Here is a 26,491-nt window from a genome sequence, read left to right as displayed (position 1 = left end):
ATCTTGTTTCTCAAATATAATAATTTTAGAAATACAGCCAAACATAATTTTTTCTTAATGAAATTATAAAGAATCTTAAAAGTAGGATTTTACTATTTTTTTGGAGAATTGTGCTATTCTGTTTGTTGATTATGGAATTAACTTAGCCTTAATCAAATGTTAACTGATTATTAATTACAAAACAAATATTATTATGAGCACAACAGCAGAACAAACACAGAACTCAACAACTTTAGCTTGGCCAGAGTTCAAAGCTAAGTATGATAATTACATTGGAGGCAAATTTGTTGCGTCCGCAGGCGGACAATATTTTGATGTTGTTTCTCCTATCAACGGGAAAGTTTTCACACAGGCAGCACATTCTAACAAAGAAGATTTGGAAGCAGCGGTTAATGCCGCAACAGAAGCTTTTAAAACTTGGAAAGACACGTCTCCAACAGAAAGAAGTATTATTCTAAACAAAATCGCTGATAGAATCGAAGAAAACCTTGAATACATCGCAACTGTAGAAACAATTGATAACGGAAAAGCAGTGAGAGAAACTTTGGCTGCGGATATTCCTTTGGCGATTGACCATTTCAGATACTTCGCATCCGTGATTAGAGCAGAAGAAGGTTCGCATAATGAATTGGATAAAGACACAGTTTCATTAATCGTTCACGAACCGCTTGGTGTAATTGCACAAATCATCCCTTGGAATTTCCCAATCCTAATGGCTGTTTGGAAACTCGCTCCGGCTTTGGCAGCAGGAAATTGCGTTGTTCTGAAACCGGCAGAGAGTACACCAATTTCTATTATGGTTTTAATGGAATTGATTGGAGATTTGCTTCCGGCAGGTGTTGTAAACATTGTTAATGGTTTCGGAGCAGAATTAGGAAGAGCTTTGGTAACTAATCCAAAAGTGAATAAAGCTGCTTTCACAGGTTCTACAGCTACAGGTCGTTTGGTAATGCAGTATGCGACGGAAAATATCATTCCTGTGACGTTGGAATTAGGAGGTAAATCGCCTAACATTTTCTTCAATTCAGTGATGGATGCAGATGATGAGTTCCTAGATAAAGCGATTGAAGGCGCAGTTCTTTTCGCTTTGAATCAAGGAGAAATTTGTACTTGCCCTTCAAGATTATTAGTTCAGGAAGATATTGCAGATGCTTTCATCGCAAAAGTAATCGAAAGAACCGAAGCTATTAAAGTCGGAAATCCATTAGACAAAACAGTAATGATGGGAGCACAGGCTTCTAAAATTCAAAAAGATAAAATTGAAGGTTACTTGAAACTCGGTAAAGAAGAAGGTGCAGAAGTGCTGACTGGTGGGGAAGCCAATCACATCGAAGGTCTGGAAGACGGTTACTACATCAAGCCAACCATTTTCAAAGGTAATAACAGAATGAGAATCTTCCAGGAAGAGATTTTCGGACCAGTTGTAGCGTTCACTACTTTCAAAGATGAGGCGGAAGCTTTAGAGATTGCAAACGATACAATTTATGGTCTTGGCGCTGGCGTTTGGACAAGAGATGCGCATCAGTTGTATCAGATTCCTCGTCACGTTCAGGCGGGTAGAGTTTGGGTCAATCAATATCACGCATATCCTGCTGGAGCGCCTTTCGGAGGTTACAAGCAGTCTGGAGTTGGTAGAGAAAATCACAAAATGATGCTAGACCATTACCGTCAAACCAAAAATATGTTGATATCCTATAACAAAAACAAATTAGGATTCTTCTAAGAATTAGTTGTGTTTTTTAAGGGCGTGCCCGCTTGCCTTGGCTAAGTCCAGGGCGGCGGTCGGGCTTTTCAGGGCTTCTCCGCCTCTGGCGGATCCGGTGCTGCATTTCATTTCGCACTTGCTCGTTCCTCACAACCCTTACAATCCCTCACGCAAATGACACATTGATAGAAATTTGGAACATCAAATAACAATAAAAACAATAATAATTAACCATTTTAAAAAGTAAATTATGATTCCAAAAACAATGAAAGCGGCAGTTGTACAAGGTTACGGACAGCCATTGAAAATTATGGAAGTTCCGGTAAAAACTCCCGGACGCTATGAAGTATTAGTAAAAGTAATTGCCTGTGGCGTTTGCCACACCGATTTACACGCTGTAGATGGTGACTGGCCAGCAAAACCAAAAATGCCATTGATTCCAGGACACGAAAGTGTGGGGATTGTGGTAGCCTGCGGACCGGAAGCTCAGGTAAAAGAAGGCGATGCAGTAGGTGTTCCTTGGTTGTATTCGGCGTGTGGATGCTGCGATTATTGTATCACAGGATGGGAAACATTGTGTGAAGCTCAGCAAAATGGAGGTTACAGCGTAGATGGAGGATTTGCAGAATATGTAATTGCAGATTCCAGATATGTTGGACATTTGAAAGATAATGTCAACTTTTTGGAAATCGCTCCGATTCTTTGCGCTGGTGTAACAGTTTACAAAGGTCTTAAAGAAACCGAAACAAAACCGGGTGAATGGGTTGCCATTTCTGGAATCGGTGGGTTGGGACATGTTGCGGTTCAGTATGCAAAAGCGATGGGAATGCACGTTGCTGCGATAGATGTTGCTGATGATAAGTTGGAATTAGCGAAAAAACTAGGTGCGGATTTGGTTGTGAACGCAAAAGAAACCGACCCGGGAACTTATCTTCACAAAGAAGTTGGAGGAATGCACGGTGCATTGATTACCGCTGTTTCTCCAATTGCTTTCAAGCAGGGGATAGATGTTCTCAGAAGAAAGGGTACGATTGCACTCAATGGTCTGCCACCAGGTTCTTTTGAACTTCCGATTTTTGAAACGGTTCTTAAGAGAATTACAGTGAGAGGTTCTATTGTTGGAACCAGAAAAGACCTTCAGGAAGCGCTTGATTTTGCGAACGAAGGTTTGGTGAAAGCAACCGTAACTTCTGCAAAACTGGAGGATATCAACGATGTTTTTGATAAGATGAAGGCTGGACAAATCGACGGACGTATCGTTCTGGACATCGCTGGACAAAATTAATTTATTGTTATTTGAGTTTTAAGCCCGGCAGATTTTGTTTGTCGGGTTTTTGTTAACTTTATTAAAAATGAAATTTATCACAAAGGCACAAAGCTTACATTATAATGACTGAGTTTTTAAGGCACCAAGTTTTTAACTTCGTTAATATTAAAAAATCTTTGATTTTTTTAGTGCCTTGAAACAAGTTTAAAATAAATTAATCTTTGTGCCTTTGTGTTTAAATCATTAATTTAAAAATATAGAATATGGAAATCAAAGATAAAATCTCAAGACTTTCTGTGACGGAAAAAGCTTTGGAAGTCATCTGGGAACTGGAAAAGAAACACGGCGAACTGATGTTTTATCAGGCAGGTGGCTGTTGTGAAGGAACTCAACCACAATGTTTCGAAAAAGGTGGTTATTTCCCAAGAATGAATGACGCAATGATCGGAACTATCAACGGTCACGAGTTCTGGATAGACCGCGACCTGTTCGAATATTGGAAATACTCCCACTTCACCTTGGATGTTTTGGATGGCTGGGGACCTGGTGGATTTTCTCTGGAAACGCCTTTGGGTAAAACATTTAAAGTTCAGTATACATTATTTACCCCAGAAGAGTTACAAAATCTGGAACCAGTGAAGCGGAGTGAATAGTTTGCTAAAGATTTGGGAAGCCACGAAGTGGCGAAATGTTGGTAGAAAAACCTAAGTTAATTTCAAGGTGCGAAGCACCGACATCTAAAAAATCTTGCGAATTGCTAACTAGCCCCGATGCGCATGGCATACTTTTTTGTTTTCTGATTGTCATTTCAATCGGATTGACAAACTTTATGAAAACAAAAAAGATATAGTCCTTCGACAAGCTCAGGATAAATTACCAGCGGGAATTGCTCCTAAAAAAATAAATATTTAGCAATCGACGAAGTCAAACAGTTCCAAATATTTATTATTAACTAGCTGTTCAACGAAGTCAATAAGCTCCTAAAAAATTTATGCAGTTTCGGTTTTTACAAACTTCGAGACAATCATTGATGCGAGAATGTTTCCGACGGAATTGAGAACGGTTGCTAAAGGGTCAACCAAAGTTCCGATTATGATGACTGCAGGAACTACATCGGGCGGAATTTTGTAAACCGAAATCATTAGCATTTCTCCGATATAACCACCATTCGGGATTCCGCCAGCCACTGCGCTTACGAAAACAGTGATTCCGAGAGCCATTATTAGATTCATTGGTTCGAAAAAATTCCAGCCAAGTAATTGAAAAGCGACATAAATCTTGATAATCGATGAAATCGACGAACCGTTTTTGTGAATTGTAGTTCCAATCGGAATTACAACATTAGCGATGGACGCAGGTACGCCCATTCTTTTCGCAGACTCTATCGCAACAGGCATTGTGGCTAAACTACTGCAAGTGCTAATCGCTGTTGCTGTTGGTAGAAGACTTTCTTTCCAAAATGCTTTTACGCCGTTCCCTCCTTTCCAAATGAAAGCGTAGAGACTGAAAAATATAATGAAATAAATAGTTCCGGCAATATAATACAATCCCAAAGGTTTAGCATAAAATCCGAAAAGCTGAGGTCCAATAGTCCCAACTTGATAAGCGAAGTAAGCACCTAATCCAATTGGCGCAATTTTCATTATTAATAACAAAAGTTGTTTCATTACCTCATTGCCAGAAAGGATGAAGTTTTGGAACAGTTTTCCTTTTTCTCCCGACTTTCTGATGGATATTCCGACTAAAAAAGAGAAGACCAACAAGGCTAGCATATTTTGTCTCGAAAACAAATGGTAAAACTCGCTGACGGTGAAGAATCCTACAATTTGGTCATTGATATTGGCATTATTCTGAAGATTTTCTGAGATAGTTTCGCTGATGTTTTTCGGCGTTTCGGTAGGGAAGAAGTAAACCATTATGATACAAAACGTGGCCGAAATCAAAATGAAACTCAAGAAAGTCAATGCCATTGTTCCGATGATTTTGCCTAATTGATTTTGCTGCTCGATGCCGGAAATGGCGGAAACAATCGCAAAAAACACTAATGGAATAACGGTTACAAATAACAAATTCAGGAAAATGTCGCCAATTGGTTTTAGATAAGTTACAAAATCAGGTGCAAAAATCCCGACAAGGCTTCCGATGAAAATCCCGATGAGAAGCAGAATAATGTTGCTATAGTTGTTCCAGAAAGATGATTTCATTCTCTCAATTTTAACCAAAGATAAAATAAAACCATATAGTGACATAAAAGTAAATCAAATTTTAGAAGAAAAAAATAGTTGTGTAATTTCCAAATTAAATCTTAAAAAAAACTATGTGTCTATGTGGTTGAAAATCTAAAATATTAACGAAATTTGTCTTTATGAAAACAGCAGTTCTGATTACTATTGGTGATGAAATCCTTTCGGGAAATACCGTTGATACCAATTCCAATTTTATTGCAACACAACTCAAAGAAATTGGGATAAAAGTGCTTTCTATTTTTACAATTCCGGATGAGGAACAAGCGATTGTTTCTACTTTGGGGAAAGCTTTTGAAATGGCTGATGTTGTTTTTACAACAGGTGGATTGGGACCAACAAAAGACGATATCACCAAAAAAGCCTACGCTGAATTCTTTGAAGATGAAATGATTTTCTCTGACGAAATCTATGAACATCTCAGAACTTACCTCGAAAAAAGAAACCGACTTTGGATTTTGGAACATAACAAAGACCAGGCAATGGTTCTGTCCAAAGCAAATATTTTCCTAAACTATTTTGGAACGGCGCCGTGTATGATTTTGGAAAAAAACGGAACTTATTGTTTCAGTTTGCCGGGTGTTCCGTACGAAGTAAAACCTTTGGTAAAAGATCAGATTATTCCGTTCCTGAAAGAAAAATTATCGCTTGACCACATCGTAACCAGAATTGTTTCTGTGGTTGATATTCCTGAAAGTATTTTGTCAGAAACGATTGAAGAATGGGAATTGGCTTTACCAAAATACATTAGTTTATCTTACTTGCCAGTTGGAACAAGAGTGAAGTTAAGATTAACAGCGTCTGGAACTTCTCAACAATTACTGAATGCAGAACTGGAAAACGAAATCACAAAATTATTTCCACTAATTGGAGAAAATATCATTGCTACGCACGAAGATAAAATTGAAAAAATTCTTGGCGAAATTTTATCCGACAAAAAACTGACCATCTCAGTTGCGGAAAGTTGTACTGGTGGAGAATTGGCACATTTGATTACGTCCGTTTCCGGAAGCTCCAATTATTTTCTGGGAAGCGTTGTAACATATGCAACTCAAAAGAAAATCGATCTTTTGAATGTTAATCCGAAAACTGTTGAAGAATTCACAGTGGTGAGTGAACAAGTTGCATCAGAAATGGCGATTGGCTGTCAGAATTTATTCAAAACCAATATTGCAGTTTCTACAACTGGCGTTGCTGGTCCATCAAAAGGCGAAGATGGAAAAGATATTGGAACGGTTTTCTATACGATAAGAATTGGAAATGAAGAAGTAACTTCGAAGTTATTTTTGCCACATTTGGAAAGGCTTGATTTTATGAACTTTGTCTCGCAAAAAGTCATTCAAGATATTGTTTCACTATTGATTAAAAAATAAAAAAGACAGCTCAAAAGGCTGTCTTTCTAACTCTAATATCTAAAGTCTAACTTTTCTATTGTAGAATTTCTTTCAAGAACATTAATGTGTGATTCCACGCACGTTTTGCCATTACTTCGTTATAATCTGGAGCTTCTTGATTGGTAAAGGTGTGGGTTGTATTAGCGTAAGTAATAATTTGCCAATCCGCTTTGCCATCGTTCATTTCTTTTACAAAAGCATCGTAATGGACTTGAGGAACACTTCTGTCATTAGCAGGATGTTCTACCAAAACTTTAGTTGTAATTGGATTATTTGGTCTTTCAGAATCCTTATACAATCCACCGTGAATCGAGATTACACCAACAACAGGTAGATTTCCTCTTGCAGCTTCCAAAGCTCCTGTTCCTCCAAAGCAGTAACCAATAACTGCAATTTTATCCACATTGGCACCCGCTTTTTTTAATTCTTCCAAAGCAAGCGAAATTCTCTTTTGGTAAAGATTAAAATTTTTCTTATAAGTATTGGCTAGTCTAGCCGCATTTTCATTACCTGCCGGAAGATTGCCTTCTCCATAAATATCTGCAATAAAAGCGATGTAACCTTGTTTTTGTAATTCGAGAGCTGCATTTTTGGCTTCTTCGTCAATGCCTTTCCAAGCGGGTAAAATCAAAACGCCAGGAAGTTTTTTTCCAGAATTAGATGTTACCATTCCTAATAGTTTTTGTTCGCCATCTTTATAAGAGACTGTTTTCAGTTTTTGAGCAAATGCTATTTGAATTCCTAAGAAAAGACTTAATAATGTGATTGAAATTTTCATAAAGAATGATTTTATTATTGGTTTGTATTGGATTTTATAGTTTTGAATAAGTTCATCAAAAATACAAAAATACTGAAAACAACAAGCTGTAAACCGACATAATACCAACCTCCCGATTCCCAGCATTTCAAACCAATAAAAGTTCCGATGGCTCCGCCAGCAAAATAAGAAGTCATATAAATCGTATTGATTCTGCTGTTCGCTTTTTGGTCTAATCTGTAAATCAAAGCAACATTCGTCACTTGAATAGATTGAACGCCGACGTCGATAAAAATTACAGCCAAAATAATTGATATTAAATAATGGGGGAACAGAAAGATAATAACCGAACCTGCTAATAAAATAATACTTGCAATCAGTTGAGTCTTGCCAGAACCTCCTTTGTCAGAAGCTTTACCAATCATTGGTGCAACTAATGCGCCTGCAATTCCCAGCATTCCGAAAAGCCCAATGGTATCAGAACTATAATTGTAAGGTTTTTCTACCAAAAGGAATGTCAGCGTTGTCCAGAATGAGCAAAAAATGGAAAATGCAATTCCTCCCATTAAGGCTAATAATCTCAGCTGTGGAAATCGTTTTAACTGATAAAATGAGGATGAAATTAATTTAAAATAAGAGTCTTTGAATGTGGGTTTTACACTCGGTAATTTGAAATAGACAAAAGCTAAAGAAAAAATCGAAAACACAGCCGAGATATAATAGACCATTTTCCAATTGCTCCATTCGGAAATATAACCACTGAAAACTCTTGCCATCAAGATTCCGACAAGAATTCCTGTGAAAATAATCCCGACGTTTTTTCCTTTTTCGTTCCCAGATAATTCGGCTGCCATTGGTAAGATGACTTGTGCTGCAACAGCGGTCAAGCCTAACAGTAAACTGAATAAAAATATGAAATTATAATTGGAAACCATTCCGATTCCTGCTAAAATACAGAATAAAATGGCTAATAAAATCAGGATTAATTTTTTACGATTGACTTTATCTCCTAATGGAACCAAGGTCAGCAATCCTGCTCCGTAACCAACTTGTCCCAAACCGACCATAATTCCCATTTTGCTTTCGGACACGTTGAAAGTCTCTGCAATTTGATGCAGAATTGGCTGTGCGTAATAGATATTTGAAACACAAATTCCTGCTACGACAGCCATTCCGAGAACCTGAACTTTACTCAGTTTCGATTGTTCTTCTATCATTGATTATTTTGAAGCTTGATTAAGAATTTCCAAATCTTCCGAATCCAGCTGTAATTTCGGAGCGTCGAAAATTGTCTGCAATTGTCTTTCACTTGTTGCACTTACAATTGGCGCAGTAATTAATGGATTAGCTATAAGCCAAGCCAAAGCAACCGTTGCAGGCTGAGATTGGTGCTTTTCGGAAATTTTATCCAATGCTGCTAAAACCGCTTTACCTTTATCATCAAAATATTTTTTGATTCCGCCACCTCTTGCTGTGTTTTCAAAATCAGCTTCAGTTCTATATTTTCCCGTTAAGAAACCTGCTGCCAAAGACCAATATGGAAATGCGCTTAATCCGAATTTTTCAACTAATGGCGCATATTCTGTCTCAAATTTTTCTCTTTCTACTAAATTATAGTGTGGCTGTAGAGCGACATATTTTGGGAAATTATTTTTTTCAGCGACTTCAAAAGATTCAATCAATCTTTCTGGGGAAACATTGGAAGCTGCGATGTATCTTACTTTTCCAGCTTTTACGATTTCGTCATAAGCCGATAAAGTTTCCTCCACAGGCGTTTTGGTATCATCAAAGTGGGTGTAATACAAATCGATATGGTCTGTTCCAAGACGTTTCAAAGATTCATCAACAGATTTCAGAATATGTTTTTTACTGATGTCAAATCCGTGTTCTTGGGTTTCAGAACCTACTTTTGTAGCCAATACAATATCCTGACGGTTTTTTCTTTCCTTCATCCATTTTCCGATGATTTCTTCAGATTGTCCGCCTTTTCCGTTCACCCACCAAGAATAAGTGTCGGCTGTATCAATAAAATTGAATCCGCCTTCTGTGAATTTATTCAGAATATTGAATGATTCTTTTTCATCCAAAGTCCATCCAAAAACATTACCTCCAAAATTGATTGGAGCGATTTCTAAGTCTGTATTTTTAATTGTTACTTTTTTCATTATTAATAATTTATAGTTTTAAAAATTCTTTGACAGGTTTGATGAATTGGTCAAAAACTTCGATGTGCGGAAGATGTCCTACATTCTCGATTTCTACCAATTTCGAACCTTTTATTTTTTGTTGAGTTGCTTTTCCCAATAAGTCATATCTTCCCATCGTTTCAGCTATTTTCGGGTCTTTCACATTAGCTTTTCCGATTGCAGTTCTGTCTCTTGTTCCGATGATTAATAAGGTTGGAACATTCAGATTTTGGAATTCATAAACAACGGGCTGTGTGAAAATCATATCCGAAGTTTTTGCATTGACGAGAGCTACTTTCGGATAATCCGAAGCCTTTGTCCAACCTGTTAGAAGATAAACCCATTCGTCATATTCTGGTTTCCATTTGTTGTCGTAATAAAAATTGTTTTGATATTTTTTGGTTGATTCGTAATCAGCTTTCAATTCTGTTTGATAATTCTGGTCGATAGAACCGTAAGGCGCAACCAATTTCCAATCTTCCAGTCCGATTGGGTTTTCAAGGATTAATTTTTCAACCGTTTCCGGATACATTAATGTAAATCTTGTCGCCAACATCCCACCCATCGAATGTCCAAGAAGATAAATTTTATCCAAATTCAACTCATCCAAAATCGCTTTCGTATTCTGAGCCAATTGCTGAAAACTGAATTGGTATTCTGTAGGTTTTGATGATTTACCAAATCCAATTTGGTCAGGAACAATCACTCGATAGCCTTCTTTTATCAAAGCTTCAATCGTCGTTTTCCAATAAGCTCCATTGAAGTTTTTTCCGTGAAGCAGAACAACCGTCTTTCCGTTTTGCTTTTCTGGTTTGATGTCCATATAAGTCATTTTCAAATCCTGATTCTGGCTTTTGAAATCAAGAAAATGAACAGCGTAAGGATATTGGTAATTGGTCAGCATAATATCCAAAACTGGGCGATTCTGAGCCGATAAATAATTAATGGATAAAATTAAAAATGTTATTATTTTTAAGAATTTCATATTTTATTTTTAGAAATTAATGATTAGAAACAGGCTTATATTTTTCATAAAACCAAAGCAATCCACCCAAATAAACTGAATGCAATAATTGTGCTTCTATCGCACTCCAATTCTCGATGGATGCACTTCCCAATATTAAAATACTCATTAAAACTAATCCTGAATAAATCGTGTATTTAGTTTTAAATCCAATTAATAATAACAATCCAATCAGAAATTCTGCAATTGGCAGAAAATAACTGAAAGGTATAATCATAAAACTTGGAATTGCAGATTTTTCCATTGATGTTACCATCCAATTGCTGAACATTTCAAGCTTCGGAAGTCTTACCAATCCGTGACCTAACAAGGAAATGGCGATTGGCAATCTCAAAAAGAAATAAGTCGTTTTGAAGTCTTTCATAATTACTGACTTTTCAATTTCTTCATAAATTCCAAGATAGCTGGTCTAAGTTCTTCGAATAGAGGATGTTGTTTGTTCTTCAACATTACTTCTGTGAATAACTTCAATCCTAAAGAAAATTCCTGTGCTGTATTGTCATCTTCGAATATTTTCTTTGATTTTATCACTTCAAAAATATTAAACAAATCATCGTGATTATCAAACTCGAAACTTAAATTTTTTGTGCCTTCAGAACCGTCTTTCAGTTTTATTTCTTTCAAATCTAATTGATAAGAATTATTTCTTTTTTCAATCATTAAAAAGCATTGACTAATTCATTAATACTTTCGATTTCTTCTTTTGAAAGACTGATTTCAATCGCTTTTGCATTTTGAACGGCTTGTTCTGCATTTCGCGCGCCGACTAAGGCAATTGTAATTCCTGTTCTTTCTATTGTCCAACGCAAAACCAATTGTCCCAAAGTGGCGTTGTGTTTTTCCGCAATTGGTTTGATTTTATCTAAAAGTGCATTCGTTTTTTCAATAAACTCAGGCTGAAAATGTGGGAGTTTTGCTCTGTGGTCACCCTCTTGGAATTTGTAATCAGAAGTAATCTTTCCTGTTAGCAAGCCTCTTTCCAAAGGACTGTAAGCCAAAATAGATTTGTTATTTTCGATGCAATAAGGAACAGTTTCTTCCTCAATCCCACGATTCACCATACTAAACGGAATTTGATTGGAAACCAAATTCAACGTTTTTGCAGCTTCTGCCATTTGCTTCGCATTGTAATTGCAAACACCGGCAAAACGAACTTTTCCTTGTTCAATTAATTTTGAAACGGCTTCGAAAGTTTCATCAATCGGCGTTGTAGAATCTGGCCAGTGGATTTGATACAAATCGATGTAATCCGTTCCCAGACGTTTCAAACTTTGTTCGCATTCGTTGATGATGCTGTCTTTTCCGGCATATTTGTAAACATCGATATCTTGTCCGTCGTTATTTTGGCTGTGCATCGCAAAATCGCCTTTTGCCAAATCCCAACGCATCCCAAATTTGGTCAAAATCTGAACTTTATCACGGGAAATTCCTTTAATTGCTTCACCAACGATTTCTTCACTTGTTCCTTGTCCGTAGATTGGAGCTGTATCAATAGAAGTTACGCCAACGTCATAAGATGCTTTTATCGCTTCGATAGCTTCGTTTCTGTCTGTGCTTCCCCACATCCAGCCACCGGCAGCCCAAGCTCCGAAAGTGATTGCTGAAACTTCTAAATCGCTGCTGCCTAATTTTCTATATTCCATTTTGTTGATTGATTTTATGATTGAATTTAAAATTGCCTTTATCAAGCTTTACAAATTTCGTTTTTTGAGTTGTGAAATAGGATGTAATATTTTGATAGATTATTGTAAATTTGTGATATGAAGAGAAAGCAATTTAATCCGTTGGAAATCGATTCTTTTGATGTGGAAGAATATCCTTTGCCTCGACACAGTCATACTTATTACGAATTGGTTTATATCTTCAAAGGTTGTGGTAATCATCATCTCAATCATTTGGTAATGCCTTACAAAGCTGGAGATTTGTATCTGATTTCTCCCGAAGATGAGCATTATTTCGATATCAAAAAACAAACGAAATTTGCTTTTATCAAATTCAATGACAGTTTTTTCGAGAGCAACAAACATCTTGCGCCGGACACTTTGATGACAGCTTCTCCGATTGATATTATGCGAAACTCAATGTTGAAAGAGATAAAACTCTGTTTTGATGAACCTTGCAAAACGATTCTCAGAAAAACGGTAGAAAATATTGTGGATTATGATAAAATCTGCGATGTGACGACTTCTCCGATTATGTTTTTCCAAGTCTTGTCATTATTTGGATTGATTCGCGAGGCTTCTGCTAAACTGAATGTCAGAATTGATAATGGCGTTCCGAGTCAGGAAGATTTGATTTCATATATTCATCAGAATATTTATCGTCCGGAAATGATTAGAATCAAAACGATTGCGTTGCATTTCAATATTTCACCGACTTATTTCAGTGCTTATTTTAAACGGAATTTCGAGATGTCTTATCGCAATTACATCAATAATTACAGATTGGCTTTAATTGAAAAACGAGTAGAATCTGGTCAGAACACCATCAAGCAGATTGCTTATGAGTTTGGATTTACGGATGAAAGTCATCTTTCGCATTATTTCAAAAATAAGAAAAGCAAAACGCTGGGATCTTATAAAGTAAAGAGTAAGATTGGAATTTCAATGAATTAATTCCATTATCTTTTGGATTTCATTGCCTTAACTTTTTTCACAGAATCATCTTTCAACAACTGCTGATATTCTTCCGACTCCACAGGAATCAATTTAACTTTCGAATCCTGATTATGAAAAATCCCAAATCCACTTTTCTTAGCTAAAGGCGAAGTCCGCAAACAAGCTTGCCCTTTGGAAAAATAGTTTTGTTTTTCTTCTTCCAATTCTGAGGATGAGATATCATTTCGTTCCGCAAAAATTTCGAAGAGCAGCTCGTCGGAAGTATATTTCAGAGGATGTTTGGAAAGTTTCTCGTATTGGTAATTGGCAATAGTTTTTTTATCATTTTTCGCAACCGGAATTACCGATGCAGAAACAGGAGAATCTTCCGCGATTTCTATCAATGTGTTGGTGTAATTGGTTGTGTGGGTTTTCATTGAAGTGATTTTTAAGTCAGGAGTTTCTTTAAATCTTCTCTTAGTGATATATGTTTATATAAAACGGGAACATTCAACTTGAAATTTTCTTTGATTACTGTAATATAAACATCACTGTTGTCAAGTAATATTATCCTCGAAGTTTGATAATTAGGATTGAAGTAAAAATCATTTTCTTCGTTGTAAATTAAAATGTTTAAAGCATTTCTATATCTTTCATAACTGTTCTGCTCAAAATATTCAGTGATGACTTTTCTGTTTTTTTCCTGAGTATAATTGCTTTTTAATTTAATTAATTTCTTTTCAGTTGCTTTCCGGTAAATTACATATAAACAAAATATTGTTCCAAGAAATAAAAGATAATATTCAAATCCTGTTTTTGAGAAATCTCGATCAGGGTCAAAAAAAACTAAAAAAGGTAAAATAGCTCCCCAAAGAAAGAAAATGTATATAGTTATTTTATCAAAAATATCTAGCCAACTTTCTTTATAAATTAGTTTTTTTTTCTCAATACTTTCTTTTATGTCTAGATTTTTTATTTGACGCATTTTTGACGTTTAAAATTATGCTAAAACTTTCTCTTTAACATTAGACCTAACCAACCACAACCCAACAAAAGTCAAAAATCCATTCAGGATAATCAGTTCCACACCAATTCTGTAATCCGTGTTATTCGTTACTAGATAATTAATCAGATAAGTCGCAATCGGTGCTAAAATCGTCACGGCTAAAATGGAATATTTCTTTGTGATTTGATATTTCGTCAAGATTCCGAAAGCAAATAATCCCAACAACGGACCATAAGTATAACCTGCGATTTCCATTATCAGATAAACAATCGATTTATCATTGATGGCTTTGAAAACCATTATCAACGCAAAGAAAATCACTGTGAAAGTCAAATGAACTTTCATTCTCAGATGTTTCTTTTGTTTCTCGGTTTTTTGTTGGTCTTCGTTCAGATTTAAAAGATCCACACAGTAAGAACTCGTAACCGCCGTCAAAGCACCATCAGCAGAAGGAAACAAAGCCGAAATCAAACCGATGATGAAAATCACAGAAAGCGCCATCGGGAAATGTCCTTGCAGCGATAGAGCTGGGAACAGGTCGTCACCTATTATATTTTTGATTTGACCAGCAGAATCCTTGAAGCCAAAAGTATTCGTAATCACTTCTTTTCCGTCAACCATAGTCGAGATTTGTCCGTAATCTGCGCCGTGTTGCATCGCAAAAAGGTAAAGCAAACCTCCTAAAAATAAGAACGCCAGATTCACGAAAAGCAAAGTTCCCGCAAACGTCAGCATATTCTTTTTCGAGTTTTTCAGGTTGTCAACAGAGATATTTTTCTGCATCATTTCTTGGTCAAGACCGGTCATTGCAATCGTAATGAACATCCCGCCCAGAATCGTTTTCAGGAAAAATGTTTTAGAATTCACATCCGTATTGATAAAATGCGTGAATTGCTTCTGCTCCAGAATCGTGAAAGCTTCTCCAAAAGACAGATTAAGATTTGATAAAATATAAACAATGCAGGCAATCAAGCTGATAATCATAAACGAAGTCTGCAAAGTATCTGTAATCACAATCGTTTTCACACCGCCTTCAAACGTATAAAGCAGAATCATCAAAAGCAACACAAAAGCCGTTACCCAAAACGGAACGCCAAGACTTTCAAGCAAGAAAATCTGAAGAATATTTACCACCAGATATAACCTCGCCGTCGCTCCAATCGCTCTCGAAATAATGAAAAACACAGAACCGATTTTATGCGCCTCTACATTGAAACGTTTTCCCAAATAAGTGTAAATAGAGGTCAGATTCATCCGGTAATAGAGTGGGAGCAGAATCCCCGCAACGATGAAGTAACCGATGAAAAACCCAATCACCATCATATAATATTCGAAACCGCCAAACGGATTTTCGCCACCCAGCAGTTTTCCCACTGTTCCCGGAACCGAAATAAAAGTCACGCCGGAAAGTGATGTCCCAATCATCCCAAATGCCACCAGCCACCATTTACTTTTCTTGTTTCCGATGAAAAAAGACTGGTTGTCCGAGTTACGGCTTGTAAAATAAGAGATGACCAAAAGCCCGATAAAATAGGCAAAAACGAATAATAGTAAAACAGTTCCCGGATTCATTGTTCAAATTTGAGTTGAACAAAAATAGTTTTTTTTATGAATAAAGCTTTTATTAACCTACATCAATTAATTAAAACCTTTTAAGCATCTAACTTTGTGGTATTAATAAATAAAAAAAACAATTCATTATGAAAAAGTTATTCTTATCGTTTTTATTTGCAACAATCAGTATTTTAGGATTTTCGCAAACTACTTGGAATGTTGATCCAATGCATTCTTCTTTCAATTTTAACATCAAACACATGGGAATTAGCTTTGTACAAGGGCGTTTTGATAAGTTTGAAGGAAAAGTTGTAACGACTGCTGATGATCTTAGCAATGCAAAATTTGATTTTACTGTTAATACAACTTCTGTTAACACGGGTGTTGAGATGCGTGATAATCACTTGAAATCTGCTGATTTTTTTGATGCAGAAAAATTTCCTGCAATGAAATTTGAAAGTACTTCTATCAAAAAATTAAAAGGAAATACTTATCAGTTGACAGGTAAGTTAACAATCAAAAATGTTACAAAACCAGTTACTGTAACTGCTGTTTATGGTGGTAAGAACAAAGATCAGCAAGGAAATGAGAAATTAGGTTTCCAGACTACTTTCAAAGTTAACAGATTAGATTATAATATCAGTTATGATCCAACAGGCGCAGGTGTTGCAAAAGATGTGGATGTTGCTGTATATGTAGAGTTTGTTAAAAGCAAATAATTAAATTTATAGTCCATATTCCAAAATAGCAAAAAGCTTTCCCCATTATGGAGAAAGCTTTTTGTTATTTTATCATTTTTTTAGTGATCCAAAAAATTAAAAAAGCTGTAACCGATAAAATAGCAAACGAACCTATCCAAAGACTATCAAACCCAAAGTGGCTCACAACATAAGTCCCCAAAAACGGTGTGAAAATAAATGAAAACGAAAATGAAATTCCGTTAAGTCCCATATAAGCACCTTTGTTTCCTCTTTCAGCACGCAAAGCCGTAATGGTTGACATAAACGGTAGAACCCAAATCTCCGCAATAGATAATATAGACATCGATAACAAAAGCAACGGGATGTTACTTCCAAAAAGTAGCAGCAGATAAGAAACACCGGACATTATAATCCCAATAGATAAGATTTGCGGAATCTTCAAAACCCGTTCTGCAAGACTTACCAAAGGCATCTCCAATAAAACGATAATGAAGCCGCTATAACCTAAAATAAAACCGATGGTGCTTTGATCCAGCTTCGCAACATCCTTATAAAACAACGGGATTGTATTGAAAAACTGGAAGAAACAAACAGCAAAAACCGCACACAGAAAACTGTAAAGCAAAAATGGATAATCTTTGTAAGGTGATTTGGTAACTGTCTTTTCAATGGGTTTTGTAGGTTCTAATTTCTTTTTCTCTCGGAAGATTTTATTGCGTCTTCGGAAAAATATAACGTAGATAATTCCTGCAGTCACAGCCCCGATTGCATTAACAATGAAAAGGAAATTATAAGAAATTCCCGACAAGATTCCGCCCAAAGCAGGACCAATTGAAAAGCCTAGATTAACCGCCATTCTGTTGAGAGAAAAAGCTTTAGTCAGATTCTCAGGTCTTGCATATTTTGTAATCGCCACCGAGTTCGCGGGACGAAAAGTATCACTGATGGTACTTTGTAGAAAAATTAATAAAGCCATCATTTCCACACTTGAAAAAAATGGCATAATGATAAATATCGGCGCACTTAGAAACAAACTCCAACTTTGGATATAATATTCCCCGAATTTATCAGTCAAAAATCCTCCCAACCAAGAACCTAACACGGAACCGATTCCGTAAAAACTCAACACAATCCCTGTATTTTCCAAGGAAAACTTCAAATAGTCTGTCATATAAACACCTAAAAACGGCAAAACCATCGAACCAGAACGGTTGATGAGCATCACGATAGACAACATCCAGGCTTCTCTGGAAAGTCCTTTGAAAGTGTTGATATAAGAATTGAAAAGTTTCATTTTGTATAAATGCAAAAATATCTTTTTTGTTGGGTTAAAAGAAAAAAAACCAATCTTGATCAGATTGGTTTTAAAAATTTATTGTGTTATTAACTAAGGCATTTTGAAACCTCTTGTAGTAATTCTTCCGTAACTATCCACATATTTTACCTGAACATTTCCTTTGTATCCGTTCAATATTTTTTCTACGTCTTTTTGTGAATTAACCGGTTTTCCGTTGATTTCCATCACAATAAAATTATCAACCACACCTATTTTGTCCATTTCTCCACCTTCTGCTACATTTTTTGCAAGTACGCCACTTTCCAGGCCATAATCTGTTTTTACTCTGTCACTCAAAGGTTCGAACTCGGATCCAATTTTCTCAGTCACAGTCAAATCCTCTCTGCTTCTAGAAGAAGTTCCACCTTTTTGATCTTTTAGGGTAACAGTTACAGTATTTGGTTTACCATTTCGGGAGTAAGTTACATTCACTTTATCGCCAGGTCTTCTACTTCCAATTGCTAATGAAAGGTCGGAGAATCCGGAAATATCTGTATTGTCAATTTTTGTAATAATATCACCAACTTGGATTCCAGCATCCTCAGCACCACTTTTTTTGGTGATTTCTGTAACGTATATTCCGTCACCAGCTTTCAGATTTTTCTTTTCTTTTTGGTTGTACGCTGCAACTTGCATATCGTTGGACAAATCAAGACTTCCTACACCAAGAAAACCTCTCTGTACCAATCCAAATTTCTTGATATCTTCAACAATTTTTCTAGCTAAATTGGATGGAACAGCAAATCCATAACCTTCATAATATCCTGTTTTGGACTGAATTGCAGTGTTGATTCCAATCAAATCTCCATTCACATTCACCAAAGCACCACCACTGTTTCCAGGATTAATGGCCGCATCTGTTTGGATGAAACTTTCAATTGGTGTTCTGGATTGTTGGCTGAGAATATCAATGCTTCTTCCTTTTGCAGAAACAATTCCGGCTGTTACTGTAGAATTTAATCCAAGAGGATTTCCTACCGCCAACACCCATTGTCCAACTTCTACCATATCAGAATTGGCAAAATTGAGATAAGGCAAACCTTTTTCCTCAATTTTCAGAAGTGAAATATCTGTATTTGGGTCTGTTCCAACTAGGGTTGCTATATATGATTTTTTGTTACTAAGAACTACTTCCAGCTTGTTGGCACCAGCTACTACGTGATTATTGGAGATGATGTAACCGTCTGGTGAAATAATAACACCGGAACCTAAGCCAGAGGGCATGTTTTTAGGAGTCTGTTGCTGTTGTCTTTGCTGACCGCCGCCAAAAGGATTTCCGAAGAAAAAATCAAACATATCCTGATCAGGCATCCTTTGTGCAGATCTGTCCTGATAATTTTTAATGGTAACAACTGCTGGAACAGTCGTTTTGGAAGCTTTTACAAAATCATCTCCAACTGCAGATCCCATTCCTACAAAAGCAGAATTCTTAGATGCTTTCGTAAAATACTCAAAATCTTCTGTATTATTTTCGTGGCTGAAATATTGACTAGCTCCGAACACTGTTGCTCCAGAGATAACTCCTGTCAATGCAAATGGCATTAGTTTTTTTAATGTATTCTTCATTTTAATATTCATTTCTTATTTGAGATTTTTGTTAGACAAATTTAATGCTAAATTAGTATGAACTAAAAACTTAGTGTTACACTTTTAACGAAGTTTAACCATATTTAAAAAATTATTAATAAAATCATTGATTTGATTAAGATAATAAGATGGATTAAATTATTGATAATTATTAAAAAGTGTTTGTTTTATTATGTTGATAATCAGTTTGATTTGAATTTTTTTATTGGATTGAACTTCCTATAAAACTTCGTAGTGACTTTTTGTCATATTCTGTTTGTCATCATTTCCAATTTAATTTCTTTCGGAACCATTTCTTAAAATTTGAATAAAACTCTTTGGCAAAACTTTTGTTTTCTATACCGAAAATGAAAGAATATGAATAACAATGTAAAAATAGCTTTAGGAATTATCGCAGGCGGAAGTTTGGTTTTGGCAACTCAGTTACTGAAATCCAAAAAGACTAAAAAGAAAATTTTTAAAGCACCAGACGGCAATTCTTATAAAGAAAATCAATTGTATAGAAATGCGCACGGAGAAATTTTCCAAAACGGAAAACAGTTACATTTTGAAACGCCCGAATTCCTGTCGGAAGCTGATCAATCTTTAGATTCTAATTATGGTAATGATTATTTTTCGAGAAGTCATCAAACTGTTCCTAGAAACATCAATTATCATCAAAAAGGGGTAAGACATCATTGATTTTCTAAGTTTCAAAAAGTATTTTAAATAATAATTAACCAAAAAAAATAAATTATGGAATCTGAGAATATAGTAGAAAGACTTACCAAATATGGTTTTGACAACAGTAATCTTTATACGGGGTTTAAATCTGTTGTAGAAGCTCAGAAATTTGCTGAAGAGAGAAGTGGTCGATTGGTTGAAGTTGGATTTTTGGATGGAAATGATAATCCAATAGAAGATTCTTCTCAGAATCTTTTGGCTGAAAGTAAATGTTATAAAGCATTTGCTGGACCAGATTATAGAATTCTACATTCTTCCGACGAAGGTTTTCAGGAAGTTGCAGAACGTTTGAAAGAACGAAAAAATGAATTGAACGAGAAAAGTCCAGATGAGAAATATTTTTCTGATGCAGACTGGCAGATTGAGGAAGATGCTGTAATTGTTCTTTTTAAAGATGAATTTCAGGAAGTAACTTCGCGTGAACGTTCCAAATATCTGATGCATACCAAAGTTTATGAATTAGCTGTTGAAGTCCCAAAAACAGAATAATTATGACAACTAAAAAATATTCAGATAAAGCGCAGGAAAAGATTGGCGAAGTAATGCACGAGTTCAAAGATGGAAAGCTAAAATCCAGCTCTGGCGATAAAGTCAAAGACAGAAAACAAGCCATCGCCATCGGAATCTCCGAAGCAAAATAAGCAGGATTGAAAGTCCCAAAACTGAAAAAATCTAAATAAATTATAATCCGGCTATGGTCGGATTTTTTGATGTTTATAAGTTAAGTTTTAGAAAAATCCTTCATTTGGAATGATTTGGATTTTATTAATAACTTTGCAGACTTATGTCAAATGTAATTTCACAACCCAAAACCGTTGCTTTTCATACACTTGGCTGCAAACTGAACTTTGCAGAAACCTCTACTATTGCAAGGCAATTGACGGATGCTGGTTATCAAAAAGTTAATTTTGATGAACCTGCGAATGTTTATATTATCAACACTTGTTCTGTTACAGAAAATGCAGATAAGGAATGTAAACTTCACGTCAAGCGCGCTGCGAAAGCTAATCCGGAAGGTTTGGTGGCAATAATTGGTTGTTATGCACAGTTGAAACCGGAAGAAATTTCTTCTATTACCGGTGTAGATTTGGTTTTAGGAGCTAAAGAAAAATTCAATATTCTAAGTTATCTGGAGGATTTGGAAAAGTCTGAAAGTTATGCAGAGATTCATTCTTGTGAAATTGATGAAGCTGATTTTTTCGTTGGTTCTTATTCTATTGGCGATAGAACCAGAGCTTTTTTGAAAGTTCAGGATGGTTGCGATTACAAATGTACTTATTGCACAATCCCTTTAGCCAGAGGAATTTCTCGTTCTGATACCATTGATAATGTTGTTGCGAATGCAAAAGAAATTGCCGCAAGAGATATTAAGGAAATTGTTCTTACGGGCGTTAATATTGGAGATTATGGAAAAGGAGAATTCGGGAATAAAAAGCACGAACATACTTTTCTCGATTTGATTTCTGAATTGGATAAAGTTGAAGGTATTGAAAGAATCCGAATTTCTTCCATCGAACCCAATCTTTTGAAGGACGAAAGTATCGATTTGGTTGCCAAAAGCAGAAGCTTTGTACCACATTTTCATATTCCGCTTCAGTCTGGTAGTGATGAATTGTTGAAGAAAATGAAACGCCGTTATTTAACCAAATTATATAATAATCGAGTTAATAAAATCCGTGAAGTAATGCCGGATGCAGCGATTGGCGTGGATGTGATTGTTGGATTTCCTGGAGAAACAGAAGAATTATTTATGGAAACTTATAATTTCTTAAATAATTTGCCAATCAGTTATCTTCACGTTTTCACCTATTCTGAAAGAGAAAATACGGAAGCTGCCGATATGCAAGGTGCTGTTCCCATCCCAGAAAGAAAAAGACGTAACAAAATGCTGAGAATCCTTTCCGAGAAAAAGAAAATGGAATTCTACAGAACACAGCTAGGCAATAAACTTACTGTTCTTTGGGAACATGAAAACAAAAACGGAATGATGTACGGTTTCACGGAAAACTACGTGAGGGTAGCTAAACCATTTGATGAAAAATCAATCAATCAAATCGAAATGATTGTCTTAGATAAAATTACAGAAGAAGGCAATGTTTCTATCAAAGAAATGCAATTTGAAGATTTTCTGGCAAAGATTTAAACACATACAAATATCAAAAATAAAAAAACCGCAAATCCAATTTTGCGGTTTTTATTTATTCTAAAAGAATACTAAATTAGTCCTCTTTTGGTAATCTAGTTCTTGTGTTATAAAGCTGGAAGTTAAAAACAAAACTTCTGTTGGCATATAAGGTTCCGTAGATGGTGTTGTCTCTTGCGTATGCAGCTCTTGATGGAACAATAATTACACCTTGCATATTGTAGTCTGTTGCAGAATCTAAATTATCAAAAGATTTGAAATATTTCAGACCTTCCTGTAATCCCTCCAATTCATAAAAACTTCTTCCAACAGTTGCACTGCTATTGGCTTCGTTATATTTGTCCAAAACAGATTGCTTTACGTAGTAATAAGCGGGATCTACGCTAGGAACACCAGAAGTAGTAAGATTGTTGATAAAAGTTGATTCGCTTGAATAAGCAATTTTATCGTCAGTTTTAGTCGCAACGTAAGTTTTTGTTACTTGCATTATGCTGATTACATCAGATGTTGCAATTTCTTTACCTGGATTGGGTTGGAAAGCATCCTCTCTTTTTATATAAATAACTCCTGATGGTAATGTCTCGTGAGGATAGGAAGATAATTTTGGATAGTTATCGTCAGTAGTCACGGTATCATCAAATGCAGTGATAACGCCTTTGTCATTGAAGTAATTAGATTCCATGAACTTTATTGCGGCTGCATCGTCATAGGCATTTTGATCTTCTATAGGTACAATTACAACCTCTTCCTCATCATTGTTATCCTTCTTACAGCCCTGTAGCACAACAAGAGAAAGAGCAATTCCTAAAAGTATTTTCTTCATTTTTTTATTTAATGTTAAATTGCAATTAATTTTAACGTGACAAAAGTATAAAAAATTATGAGAATAGATAAATTTTTATGGAGTGTGAGATTTTATAAAACCAGAACGCTTGCTGCAGACGAAATCAAAAAAAATAGGGTTAGCATAGGTGAAAATGCTGTGAAATCTTCCAAGGAAGTAAAAAATGGCGATGTTATTAAAATCAGAAAAAATCAAATCGATTATAAAATCAAGGTTATAGATATCCCAAAAAGTAGAGTAGGAGCCAAATTAGTCTCTGTCTATGTTGTTGATATGACAGAGAAAGATCAATATGAAATATTAGCCTTGAGAAAATCTTCACAAGATTACTACAGACAAAAAGGCATCGGGCGACCTACCAAAAAAGACCGAAGAGATATGGATGATTATTCTGCCGGCGATTCTTCAGAAGATATGGATAATGATGATTGGGATGTTTTTTTCAAAGAAAATACAGATGATGAAGATTAAATTTTTAAAAGTGATATAATCTCATCGGAAATATTAGAAGGTTCTTTAGAATCTGTATCTATTGTGAAGTGAGCTTTTGAGTAAAAAGGGTTTCTTTCAAAAAGATGTTTGGCAATAAACTCGGGAACCTCAGAGTCTTCTAATTTGGCAATCAAAGGTCTGGTGTGTTTTTGTAAAAGAATGCGTTCTGTCAAAGTTTTTACAGAGCCTCTCAAAAATATACTTTTAGATTTCTCATTGATGATTTCCATATTATTATAATAGACAGGAGTTCCACCGCCAAGACTTAAAATAATATTGTCTTCTGAGTTTAAAATTTTTTCTAAAATTCTTTTTTCCTCTTTTCGAAAGAAGATTTCACCCTTGTTTTGGAAGATTTCTGGGATTGTCTGTTGATGTTCTTCAGAAATCTTTTGATCAAGGTCAATTAATGTAAAATTTATTTTTTGACTCAAGTTTTTGGAAATGTGAGATTTACCACTACCCATATACCCCAATAGAGAAATAATCATAATTTTATTTTAAACAAAGTTCGAAAAAAATTTTGAGATTTTAAAAAAAGCCCTATCTTTGCACCACTCTAAACGGAACAACATATGTTGCTAAGTTTAAGAAGTGGCCGACCTGGTAGCTCAGCTGGTAGAGCAATACACTTTTAATGTATGGGTCCTGGGTTCGAATCCCAGCCAGGTCACTAGCAAATAAATCCGTAGCGATACGGTTTTTTTTTGCCTGCGTGGTGAAATTGGTAGACACGCCATCTTGAGGGGGTGGTTTCCTAAGGATGTGCTGGTTCGAGTCCAGTCGCAGGCACTGCAAAAATTTAATTTTAATTAATAATTCTATTATTAATTAAAGTGGCCGACCTGGTAGCTCAGCTGGTAGAGCAATACACTTTTAATGTATGGGTCCTGGGTTCGAATCCCAGCCAGGTCACAATTTACGCAAGTAAATTTTTTTCATATTAATATTTTGTGATTTGGTGTAGAAGCTTCTTGTAAAAGAAGCTTCTTTTTTTGCCTTAATCTCTTTAGTTTAAATGAAGGTTATCGATTAATCTTACGCCGCCAACATTAACAACAATAAAAGCTCTGTAGTTTTTGTTTTCTGATAAAGAATCTACCTCTTTCAAAGTTTCTTCGTCCGCAATCATAAAATATTCCAAACACATTTTTCCTTGGTTGAAGATATTTTCAACCTTTTCTTTAATATCGGGAATGCTTAATTTTTTTATCCAGTCATTAACCTGTTTCAAAGTCTTATATATAAGAGAAGATGTTTCTTTTTCATTTTCAGAAAGTCTCATGTTACGGGAGCTCATAGCTAATCCGTTATCTTCTCTATGAATTTTTACACCATGGATTTTGATTTTCAAATCCAAAACTTCAACCAGTTTTTCGATAATTTTCAATTGCTGAAAATCTTTTTCTCCAAAATAAGCATTATCTGGTTGTACTTGTCGGAATAATTCTTCTACAACTGTTCCAACACCATCAAAATGTCCTGGTCTGGCAGATCCTTCCATTTCATTTTCGATTCCTCCAAAATTGTAACTTTTCCTCATCATTCCGTTTGGGTAAACATCTTCAACTCTCGGGATGTAAACTGCATCTACAAGCTCCGAATTTTCTAACTTCTTTATGTCATCTTCAATTGTTCGGGGATATTTTTCAAGATCTTCAGGATTATTAAACTGAGTAGGATTAACAAAAATAGAAGATACGACCGTGTCATTCTCTTTTCTCGCTTCATGGTAAAGTGAAATATGTCCCGCATGCAAAGCACCCATTGTAGGCGCAAAACCTATCGATTTGCCTTGTTCTTTTTGAGTGTTAATATAATTAGAAAATGAATTGTAGTCGTAAAAAACCTGCATTATTATATTGATATTTATAATTCAAAGGTAACTTTTTTTTAGATTGATTTTATTAGAATCGATATAGTTTCATCCAAATTTAAAAACATTCAAAATGTTGAAAATTGTAATTAAGAGACATGTAATGTTTAGTTAACTCATTCTTTCATTTGGAAATTAACATTTAATGATAATTAACTAATTGATATCTAGTGTGTTTTAATGTTAAGTATTAATATTAAGGAAAATAAAAGTTTTGATTTAATTTTTTGTAATTTTGCAAAATGAAGTTTTTGTACTTCGGTTAAAGTAAATTTTATGCCTAATCAAAAGATTTTATACGTTACTACGGAAATGTTTCCCTACCAAGAGGAGACGAATATCGGGAGCTTGGTACACAAAATGGCGCTGAAAATGCACGGCGGAGGTAACGATGTAAGGGTTTTTATGCCTAGATTCGGACAGATCAGTGAGAGAAAATTCCAATTACACGAGGTAATCAGACTTTCTGGGATGAACATCATTATTAATGATCTCGATCAACCATTGATTATTAAAGTTGCTTCTTTACCTGGCGAGCGTTTGCAGGTTTATTTCATTGATAATGAAGAGTACTTCAAAAGAAAACAATATTATTTTGATGACGAAGGTGCGCCTTTCGAAGACAACAACGAGAGAGCAGTTTTCTTTGCAAGAGGTGTTATAGAAACTATCAAAAAACTGAATTGGGTTCCAGATGTTATCCATCTTAATGGTTGGATGTCAGCTTTAATCCCGATTTATTTGAAGACTTATTACAAAGACGATACTTATTTCAAGGATACCAAAATTGTTCTTTCTGTATATAATGAGGATGATATTCCGTTGAATGAAAATACCAAAGAAATTTTGGAATTCGATAATATTTCTGGCTTACAATCGTTAGATAAACCAAGCTTCCTAAACTTTGTGAATGCAAGTATGGATTATGTAGATGTCATCGTAAAAGGAAATGAATTTCTGGAAGAAAAACTTGAAGAGGCTTATGGAAAATCAGATGCTGAAAAATCAGACTATCTGAATGCAGATTCTATAGCTCAGGTTTATTAATTACTATTG

At 35.4% G+C, this 26,491-nt stretch carries 28 protein-coding genes and 3 tRNA genes; 15 read left to right on the top strand and 16 right to left on the bottom strand.

Annotated features, from left to right (window positions below):
• The first annotated feature begins 193 nt into the window (after positions 1–193).
• The 3 genes from V7P73_RS07495 (at position 194) to V7P73_RS07485 (ending at position 3,625) form a co-directional block, all read left to right on the top strand.
• The gene (locus tag V7P73_RS07495; RefSeq protein ID WP_333852365.1) at positions 194–1,723 is read left to right on the top strand and encodes an aldehyde dehydrogenase family protein; all 1,530 of its coding nucleotides are present in this window, start codon (positions 194–196) and stop codon (positions 1,721–1,723) included.
• Positions 1,724–1,955: 232 nt separating this feature from the next.
• Positions 1,956–2,990, top strand: coding sequence for an alcohol dehydrogenase AdhP (gene adhP / locus V7P73_RS07490; protein ID WP_333852363.1), 1,035 nt, complete (start codon positions 1,956–1,958; stop codon positions 2,988–2,990).
• A gap of 245 nt (positions 2,991–3,235) precedes the next feature.
• Positions 3,236–3,625, top strand: a complete 390-nt coding sequence (locus tag V7P73_RS07485) for a DUF779 domain-containing protein (protein ID WP_333852361.1) — start codon at positions 3,236–3,238, stop codon at positions 3,623–3,625.
• A gap of 336 nt (positions 3,626–3,961) precedes the next feature.
• Here V7P73_RS07485 and V7P73_RS07480 read toward each other — a convergent pair whose 3' ends face one another.
• Complete coding sequence (locus V7P73_RS07480) at positions 3,962–5,185, bottom strand: dicarboxylate/amino acid:cation symporter (protein WP_442896961.1); 1,224 nt, start codon at positions 5,183–5,185, stop codon at positions 3,962–3,964.
• Between the two features lie 152 nt (positions 5,186–5,337).
• Here V7P73_RS07480 and V7P73_RS07475 point away from each other — a divergent pair, with 152 nt between their 5' ends.
• Positions 5,338–6,588 (top strand): CinA family nicotinamide mononucleotide deamidase-related protein, encoded by a 1,251-nt coding sequence (locus tag V7P73_RS07475; protein ID WP_333852357.1) that lies wholly within the window; start codon positions 5,338–5,340, stop codon positions 6,586–6,588.
• Between the two features lie 55 nt (positions 6,589–6,643).
• Here V7P73_RS07475 and V7P73_RS07470 read toward each other — a convergent pair whose 3' ends face one another.
• The 7 genes from V7P73_RS07470 to V7P73_RS07440 are packed head-to-tail and all read right to left on the bottom strand — an operon-like array spanning position 6,644 to position 12,219.
• Positions 6,644–7,387 (bottom strand): dienelactone hydrolase family protein, encoded by a 744-nt coding sequence (locus V7P73_RS07470; RefSeq protein WP_333852355.1) that lies wholly within the window; start codon positions 7,385–7,387, stop codon positions 6,644–6,646.
• A 14-nt stretch (positions 7,388–7,401) separates the two neighbouring features.
• Positions 7,402–8,583: an MFS transporter gene (locus tag V7P73_RS07465; RefSeq protein ID WP_333852353.1), complete on the bottom strand. Its 1,182-nt coding sequence runs from the start codon at positions 8,581–8,583 to the stop codon at positions 7,402–7,404.
• Positions 8,584–8,586: 3 nt separating this feature from the next.
• The gene (locus V7P73_RS07460; RefSeq protein ID WP_333852351.1) at positions 8,587–9,531 is read right to left on the bottom strand and encodes an aldo/keto reductase; all 945 of its coding nucleotides are present in this window, start codon (positions 9,529–9,531) and stop codon (positions 8,587–8,589) included.
• A 10-nt stretch (positions 9,532–9,541) separates the two neighbouring features.
• A complete protein-coding gene (locus tag V7P73_RS07455) occupies positions 9,542–10,537 on the bottom strand; it encodes an alpha/beta fold hydrolase (protein ID WP_333852349.1) in 996 nt (331 codons plus the stop codon).
• 16 nt (positions 10,538–10,553) lie between these two features.
• Entirely contained in the window at positions 10,554–10,940 is a 387-nt protein-coding gene (locus V7P73_RS07450; protein ID WP_333852347.1) for a DoxX family membrane protein, read from the bottom strand.
• Between the two features lie 2 nt (positions 10,941–10,942).
• The gene (locus V7P73_RS07445; protein WP_333852346.1) at positions 10,943–11,236 is read right to left on the bottom strand and encodes a DUF3861 domain-containing protein; all 294 of its coding nucleotides are present in this window, start codon (positions 11,234–11,236) and stop codon (positions 10,943–10,945) included.
• Positions 11,236–12,219: an aldo/keto reductase gene (locus V7P73_RS07440; RefSeq protein WP_333852345.1), complete on the bottom strand. Its 984-nt coding sequence runs from the start codon at positions 12,217–12,219 to the stop codon at positions 11,236–11,238. Before V7P73_RS07440 ends, V7P73_RS07445 begins: the two co-directional genes overlap by 1 nt.
• Positions 12,220–12,336: 117 nt before the next feature.
• Between V7P73_RS07440 and V7P73_RS07435 the strand changes: the two genes are divergently transcribed.
• Positions 12,337–13,191, top strand: a complete 855-nt coding sequence (locus tag V7P73_RS07435; RefSeq protein WP_333852343.1) for an AraC family transcriptional regulator — start codon at positions 12,337–12,339, stop codon at positions 13,189–13,191.
• Between the two features lie 5 nt (positions 13,192–13,196).
• Here V7P73_RS07435 and V7P73_RS07430 read toward each other — a convergent pair whose 3' ends face one another.
• The 3 genes from V7P73_RS07430 to V7P73_RS07420 are packed head-to-tail and all read right to left on the bottom strand — an operon-like array spanning position 13,197 to position 15,751.
• Positions 13,197–13,610 (bottom strand): DUF6157 family protein, encoded by a 414-nt coding sequence (locus tag V7P73_RS07430; protein ID WP_333852341.1) that lies wholly within the window; start codon positions 13,608–13,610, stop codon positions 13,197–13,199.
• 11 nt (positions 13,611–13,621) lie between these two features.
• Entirely contained in the window at positions 13,622–14,158 is a 537-nt protein-coding gene (locus tag V7P73_RS07425) for a hypothetical protein (protein WP_333852339.1), read from the bottom strand.
• A 15-nt stretch (positions 14,159–14,173) separates the two neighbouring features.
• On the bottom strand, positions 14,174–15,751 hold the full coding sequence (locus V7P73_RS07420; RefSeq protein ID WP_333852337.1) for a sodium:solute symporter: 1,578 nt from the start codon (positions 15,749–15,751) through the stop codon (positions 14,174–14,176).
• Positions 15,752–15,879: 128 nt separating this feature from the next.
• On the opposite strand from V7P73_RS07420, the gene V7P73_RS07415 reads away from it, so the two are divergent.
• The gene (locus tag V7P73_RS07415; protein WP_312083235.1) at positions 15,880–16,452 is read left to right on the top strand and encodes a YceI family protein; all 573 of its coding nucleotides are present in this window, start codon (positions 15,880–15,882) and stop codon (positions 16,450–16,452) included.
• Between the two features lie 64 nt (positions 16,453–16,516).
• Here the strand turns inward: V7P73_RS07415 and V7P73_RS07410 are convergent, their stop codons facing one another.
• Both V7P73_RS07410 and V7P73_RS07405 read right to left on the bottom strand, forming a co-directional pair.
• Complete coding sequence (locus V7P73_RS07410) at positions 16,517–17,728, bottom strand: MFS transporter (protein ID WP_333852332.1); 1,212 nt, start codon at positions 17,726–17,728, stop codon at positions 16,517–16,519.
• 93 nt (positions 17,729–17,821) lie between these two features.
• On the bottom strand, positions 17,822–19,336 hold the full coding sequence (locus tag V7P73_RS07405; RefSeq protein WP_333852330.1) for a trypsin-like peptidase domain-containing protein: 1,515 nt from the start codon (positions 19,334–19,336) through the stop codon (positions 17,822–17,824).
• A 378-nt stretch (positions 19,337–19,714) separates the two neighbouring features.
• Between V7P73_RS07405 and V7P73_RS07400 the strand changes: the two genes are divergently transcribed.
• The 4 genes from V7P73_RS07400 to mtaB all read left to right on the top strand — a co-directional run bounded on the left by V7P73_RS07400 (position 19,715) and on the right by mtaB (position 22,223).
• Positions 19,715–20,038, top strand: coding sequence for a hypothetical protein (locus V7P73_RS07400; protein ID WP_333852328.1), 324 nt, complete (start codon positions 19,715–19,717; stop codon positions 20,036–20,038).
• A gap of 54 nt (positions 20,039–20,092) precedes the next feature.
• Positions 20,093–20,569 (top strand): hypothetical protein, encoded by a 477-nt coding sequence (locus tag V7P73_RS07395; RefSeq protein ID WP_333852326.1) that lies wholly within the window; start codon positions 20,093–20,095, stop codon positions 20,567–20,569.
• 2 nt (positions 20,570–20,571) lie between these two features.
• Complete coding sequence (locus V7P73_RS07390; RefSeq protein ID WP_333852324.1) at positions 20,572–20,721, top strand: DUF6496 domain-containing protein; 150 nt, start codon at positions 20,572–20,574, stop codon at positions 20,719–20,721.
• Positions 20,722–20,864: 143 nt separating this feature from the next.
• The gene (gene mtaB / locus V7P73_RS07385) at positions 20,865–22,223 is read left to right on the top strand and encodes a tRNA (N(6)-L-threonylcarbamoyladenosine(37)-C(2))-methylthiotransferase MtaB (RefSeq protein ID WP_333852322.1); all 1,359 of its coding nucleotides are present in this window, start codon (positions 20,865–20,867) and stop codon (positions 22,221–22,223) included.
• Positions 22,224–22,299: 76 nt separating this feature from the next.
• Here the strand turns inward: mtaB and V7P73_RS07380 are convergent, their stop codons facing one another.
• Entirely contained in the window at positions 22,300–23,046 is a 747-nt protein-coding gene (locus V7P73_RS07380) for a hypothetical protein (RefSeq protein WP_333852320.1), read from the bottom strand.
• 57 nt (positions 23,047–23,103) lie between these two features.
• On the opposite strand from V7P73_RS07380, the gene V7P73_RS07375 reads away from it, so the two are divergent.
• The gene (locus tag V7P73_RS07375) at positions 23,104–23,538 is read left to right on the top strand and encodes an RNA-binding S4 domain-containing protein (protein WP_333852319.1); all 435 of its coding nucleotides are present in this window, start codon (positions 23,104–23,106) and stop codon (positions 23,536–23,538) included.
• On the opposite strand, the gene V7P73_RS07370 is transcribed toward V7P73_RS07375, so the two are convergent.
• Complete coding sequence (locus V7P73_RS07370) at positions 23,535–24,050, bottom strand: shikimate kinase (RefSeq protein ID WP_333852317.1); 516 nt, start codon at positions 24,048–24,050, stop codon at positions 23,535–23,537. The genes V7P73_RS07375 and V7P73_RS07370 overlap by 4 nt on opposite strands.
• A 109-nt stretch (positions 24,051–24,159) precedes the next feature.
• Here V7P73_RS07370 and V7P73_RS07365 point away from each other — a divergent pair.
• The 3 genes from V7P73_RS07365 to V7P73_RS07355 all read left to right on the top strand — a co-directional run bounded on the left by V7P73_RS07365 (position 24,160) and on the right by V7P73_RS07355 (position 24,474).
• Positions 24,160–24,232, top strand: a tRNA-Lys gene (locus tag V7P73_RS07365).
• Positions 24,233–24,268: 36 nt separating this feature from the next.
• Positions 24,269–24,351: transfer RNA gene (locus V7P73_RS07360), tRNA-Leu, on the top strand.
• Positions 24,352–24,401: 50 nt separating this feature from the next.
• Positions 24,402–24,474: transfer RNA gene (locus tag V7P73_RS07355), tRNA-Lys, on the top strand.
• Between the two features lie 94 nt (positions 24,475–24,568).
• On the opposite strand, the gene panC is transcribed toward V7P73_RS07355, so the two are convergent.
• On the bottom strand, positions 24,569–25,414 hold the full coding sequence (gene panC, locus V7P73_RS07350; protein WP_333852315.1) for a pantoate--beta-alanine ligase: 846 nt from the start codon (positions 25,412–25,414) through the stop codon (positions 24,569–24,571).
• Between the two features lie 297 nt (positions 25,415–25,711).
• Here panC and V7P73_RS07345 point away from each other — a divergent pair, with 297 nt between their 5' ends.
• On the top strand, positions 25,712–26,482 hold the full coding sequence (locus tag V7P73_RS07345) for a glycogen/starch synthase (RefSeq protein ID WP_333852313.1): 771 nt from the start codon (positions 25,712–25,714) through the stop codon (positions 26,480–26,482).
• Positions 26,483–26,491 lie beyond the last annotated feature (9 nt).

Source organism: Epilithonimonas sp., from assembly GCF_036780765.1.
GTDB lineage: Bacteria > Bacteroidota > Bacteroidia > Flavobacteriales > Weeksellaceae > Epilithonimonas.
This window is presented reverse-complemented; position numbering and strand designations above follow the sequence as displayed.

Coding starts and splice junctions, on each gene's coding strand:
- V7P73_RS07495 (WP_333852365.1), top strand. CDS start 194: ATGAGCACAACAGCAGAACAAACACAGAACTCAACAACTTTAGCTTGG.
- adhP (WP_333852363.1), top strand. CDS start 1,956: ATGATTCCAAAAACAATGAAAGCGGCAGTTGTACAAGGTTACGGACAG.
- V7P73_RS07485 (WP_333852361.1), top strand. CDS start 3,236: ATGGAAATCAAAGATAAAATCTCAAGACTTTCTGTGACGGAAAAAGCT.
- V7P73_RS07475 (WP_333852357.1), top strand. CDS start 5,338: ATGAAAACAGCAGTTCTGATTACTATTGGTGATGAAATCCTTTCGGGA.
- V7P73_RS07470 (WP_333852355.1), bottom strand. CDS start 7,387: ATGAAAATTTCAATCACATTATTAAGTCTTTTCTTAGGAATTCAAATA.
- V7P73_RS07465 (WP_333852353.1), bottom strand. CDS start 8,583: ATGATAGAAGAACAATCGAAACTGAGTAAAGTTCAGGTTCTCGGAATG.
- V7P73_RS07460 (WP_333852351.1), bottom strand. CDS start 9,531: ATGAAAAAAGTAACAATTAAAAATACAGACTTAGAAATCGCTCCAATC.
- V7P73_RS07455 (WP_333852349.1), bottom strand. CDS start 10,537: ATGAAATTCTTAAAAATAATAACATTTTTAATTTTATCCATTAATTAT.
- V7P73_RS07450 (WP_333852347.1), bottom strand. CDS start 10,940: ATGAAAGACTTCAAAACGACTTATTTCTTTTTGAGATTGCCAATCGCC.
- V7P73_RS07445 (WP_333852346.1), bottom strand. CDS start 11,236: ATGATTGAAAAAAGAAATAATTCTTATCAATTAGATTTGAAAGAAATA.
- V7P73_RS07440 (WP_333852345.1), bottom strand. CDS start 12,219: ATGGAATATAGAAAATTAGGCAGCAGCGATTTAGAAGTTTCAGCAATC.
- V7P73_RS07435 (WP_333852343.1), top strand. CDS start 12,337: ATGAAGAGAAAGCAATTTAATCCGTTGGAAATCGATTCTTTTGATGTG.
- V7P73_RS07430 (WP_333852341.1), bottom strand. CDS start 13,610: ATGAAAACCCACACAACCAATTACACCAACACATTGATAGAAATCGCG.
- V7P73_RS07425 (WP_333852339.1), bottom strand. CDS start 14,158: ATGCGTCAAATAAAAAATCTAGACATAAAAGAAAGTATTGAGAAAAAA.
- V7P73_RS07420 (WP_333852337.1), bottom strand. CDS start 15,751: ATGAATCCGGGAACTGTTTTACTATTATTCGTTTTTGCCTATTTTATC.
- V7P73_RS07415 (WP_312083235.1), top strand. CDS start 15,880: ATGAAAAAGTTATTCTTATCGTTTTTATTTGCAACAATCAGTATTTTA.
- V7P73_RS07410 (WP_333852332.1), bottom strand. CDS start 17,728: ATGAAACTTTTCAATTCTTATATCAACACTTTCAAAGGACTTTCCAGA.
- V7P73_RS07405 (WP_333852330.1), bottom strand. CDS start 19,336: ATGAAGAATACATTAAAAAAACTAATGCCATTTGCATTGACAGGAGTT.
- V7P73_RS07400 (WP_333852328.1), top strand. CDS start 19,715: ATGAATAACAATGTAAAAATAGCTTTAGGAATTATCGCAGGCGGAAGT.
- V7P73_RS07395 (WP_333852326.1), top strand. CDS start 20,093: ATGGAATCTGAGAATATAGTAGAAAGACTTACCAAATATGGTTTTGAC.
- V7P73_RS07390 (WP_333852324.1), top strand. CDS start 20,572: ATGACAACTAAAAAATATTCAGATAAAGCGCAGGAAAAGATTGGCGAA.
- mtaB (WP_333852322.1), top strand. CDS start 20,865: ATGTCAAATGTAATTTCACAACCCAAAACCGTTGCTTTTCATACACTT.
- V7P73_RS07380 (WP_333852320.1), bottom strand. CDS start 23,046: ATGAAGAAAATACTTTTAGGAATTGCTCTTTCTCTTGTTGTGCTACAG.
- V7P73_RS07375 (WP_333852319.1), top strand. CDS start 23,104: ATGAGAATAGATAAATTTTTATGGAGTGTGAGATTTTATAAAACCAGA.
- V7P73_RS07370 (WP_333852317.1), bottom strand. CDS start 24,050: ATGATTATTTCTCTATTGGGGTATATGGGTAGTGGTAAATCTCACATT.
- panC (WP_333852315.1), bottom strand. CDS start 25,414: ATGCAGGTTTTTTACGACTACAATTCATTTTCTAATTATATTAACACT.
- V7P73_RS07345 (WP_333852313.1), top strand. CDS start 25,712: ATGCCTAATCAAAAGATTTTATACGTTACTACGGAAATGTTTCCCTAC.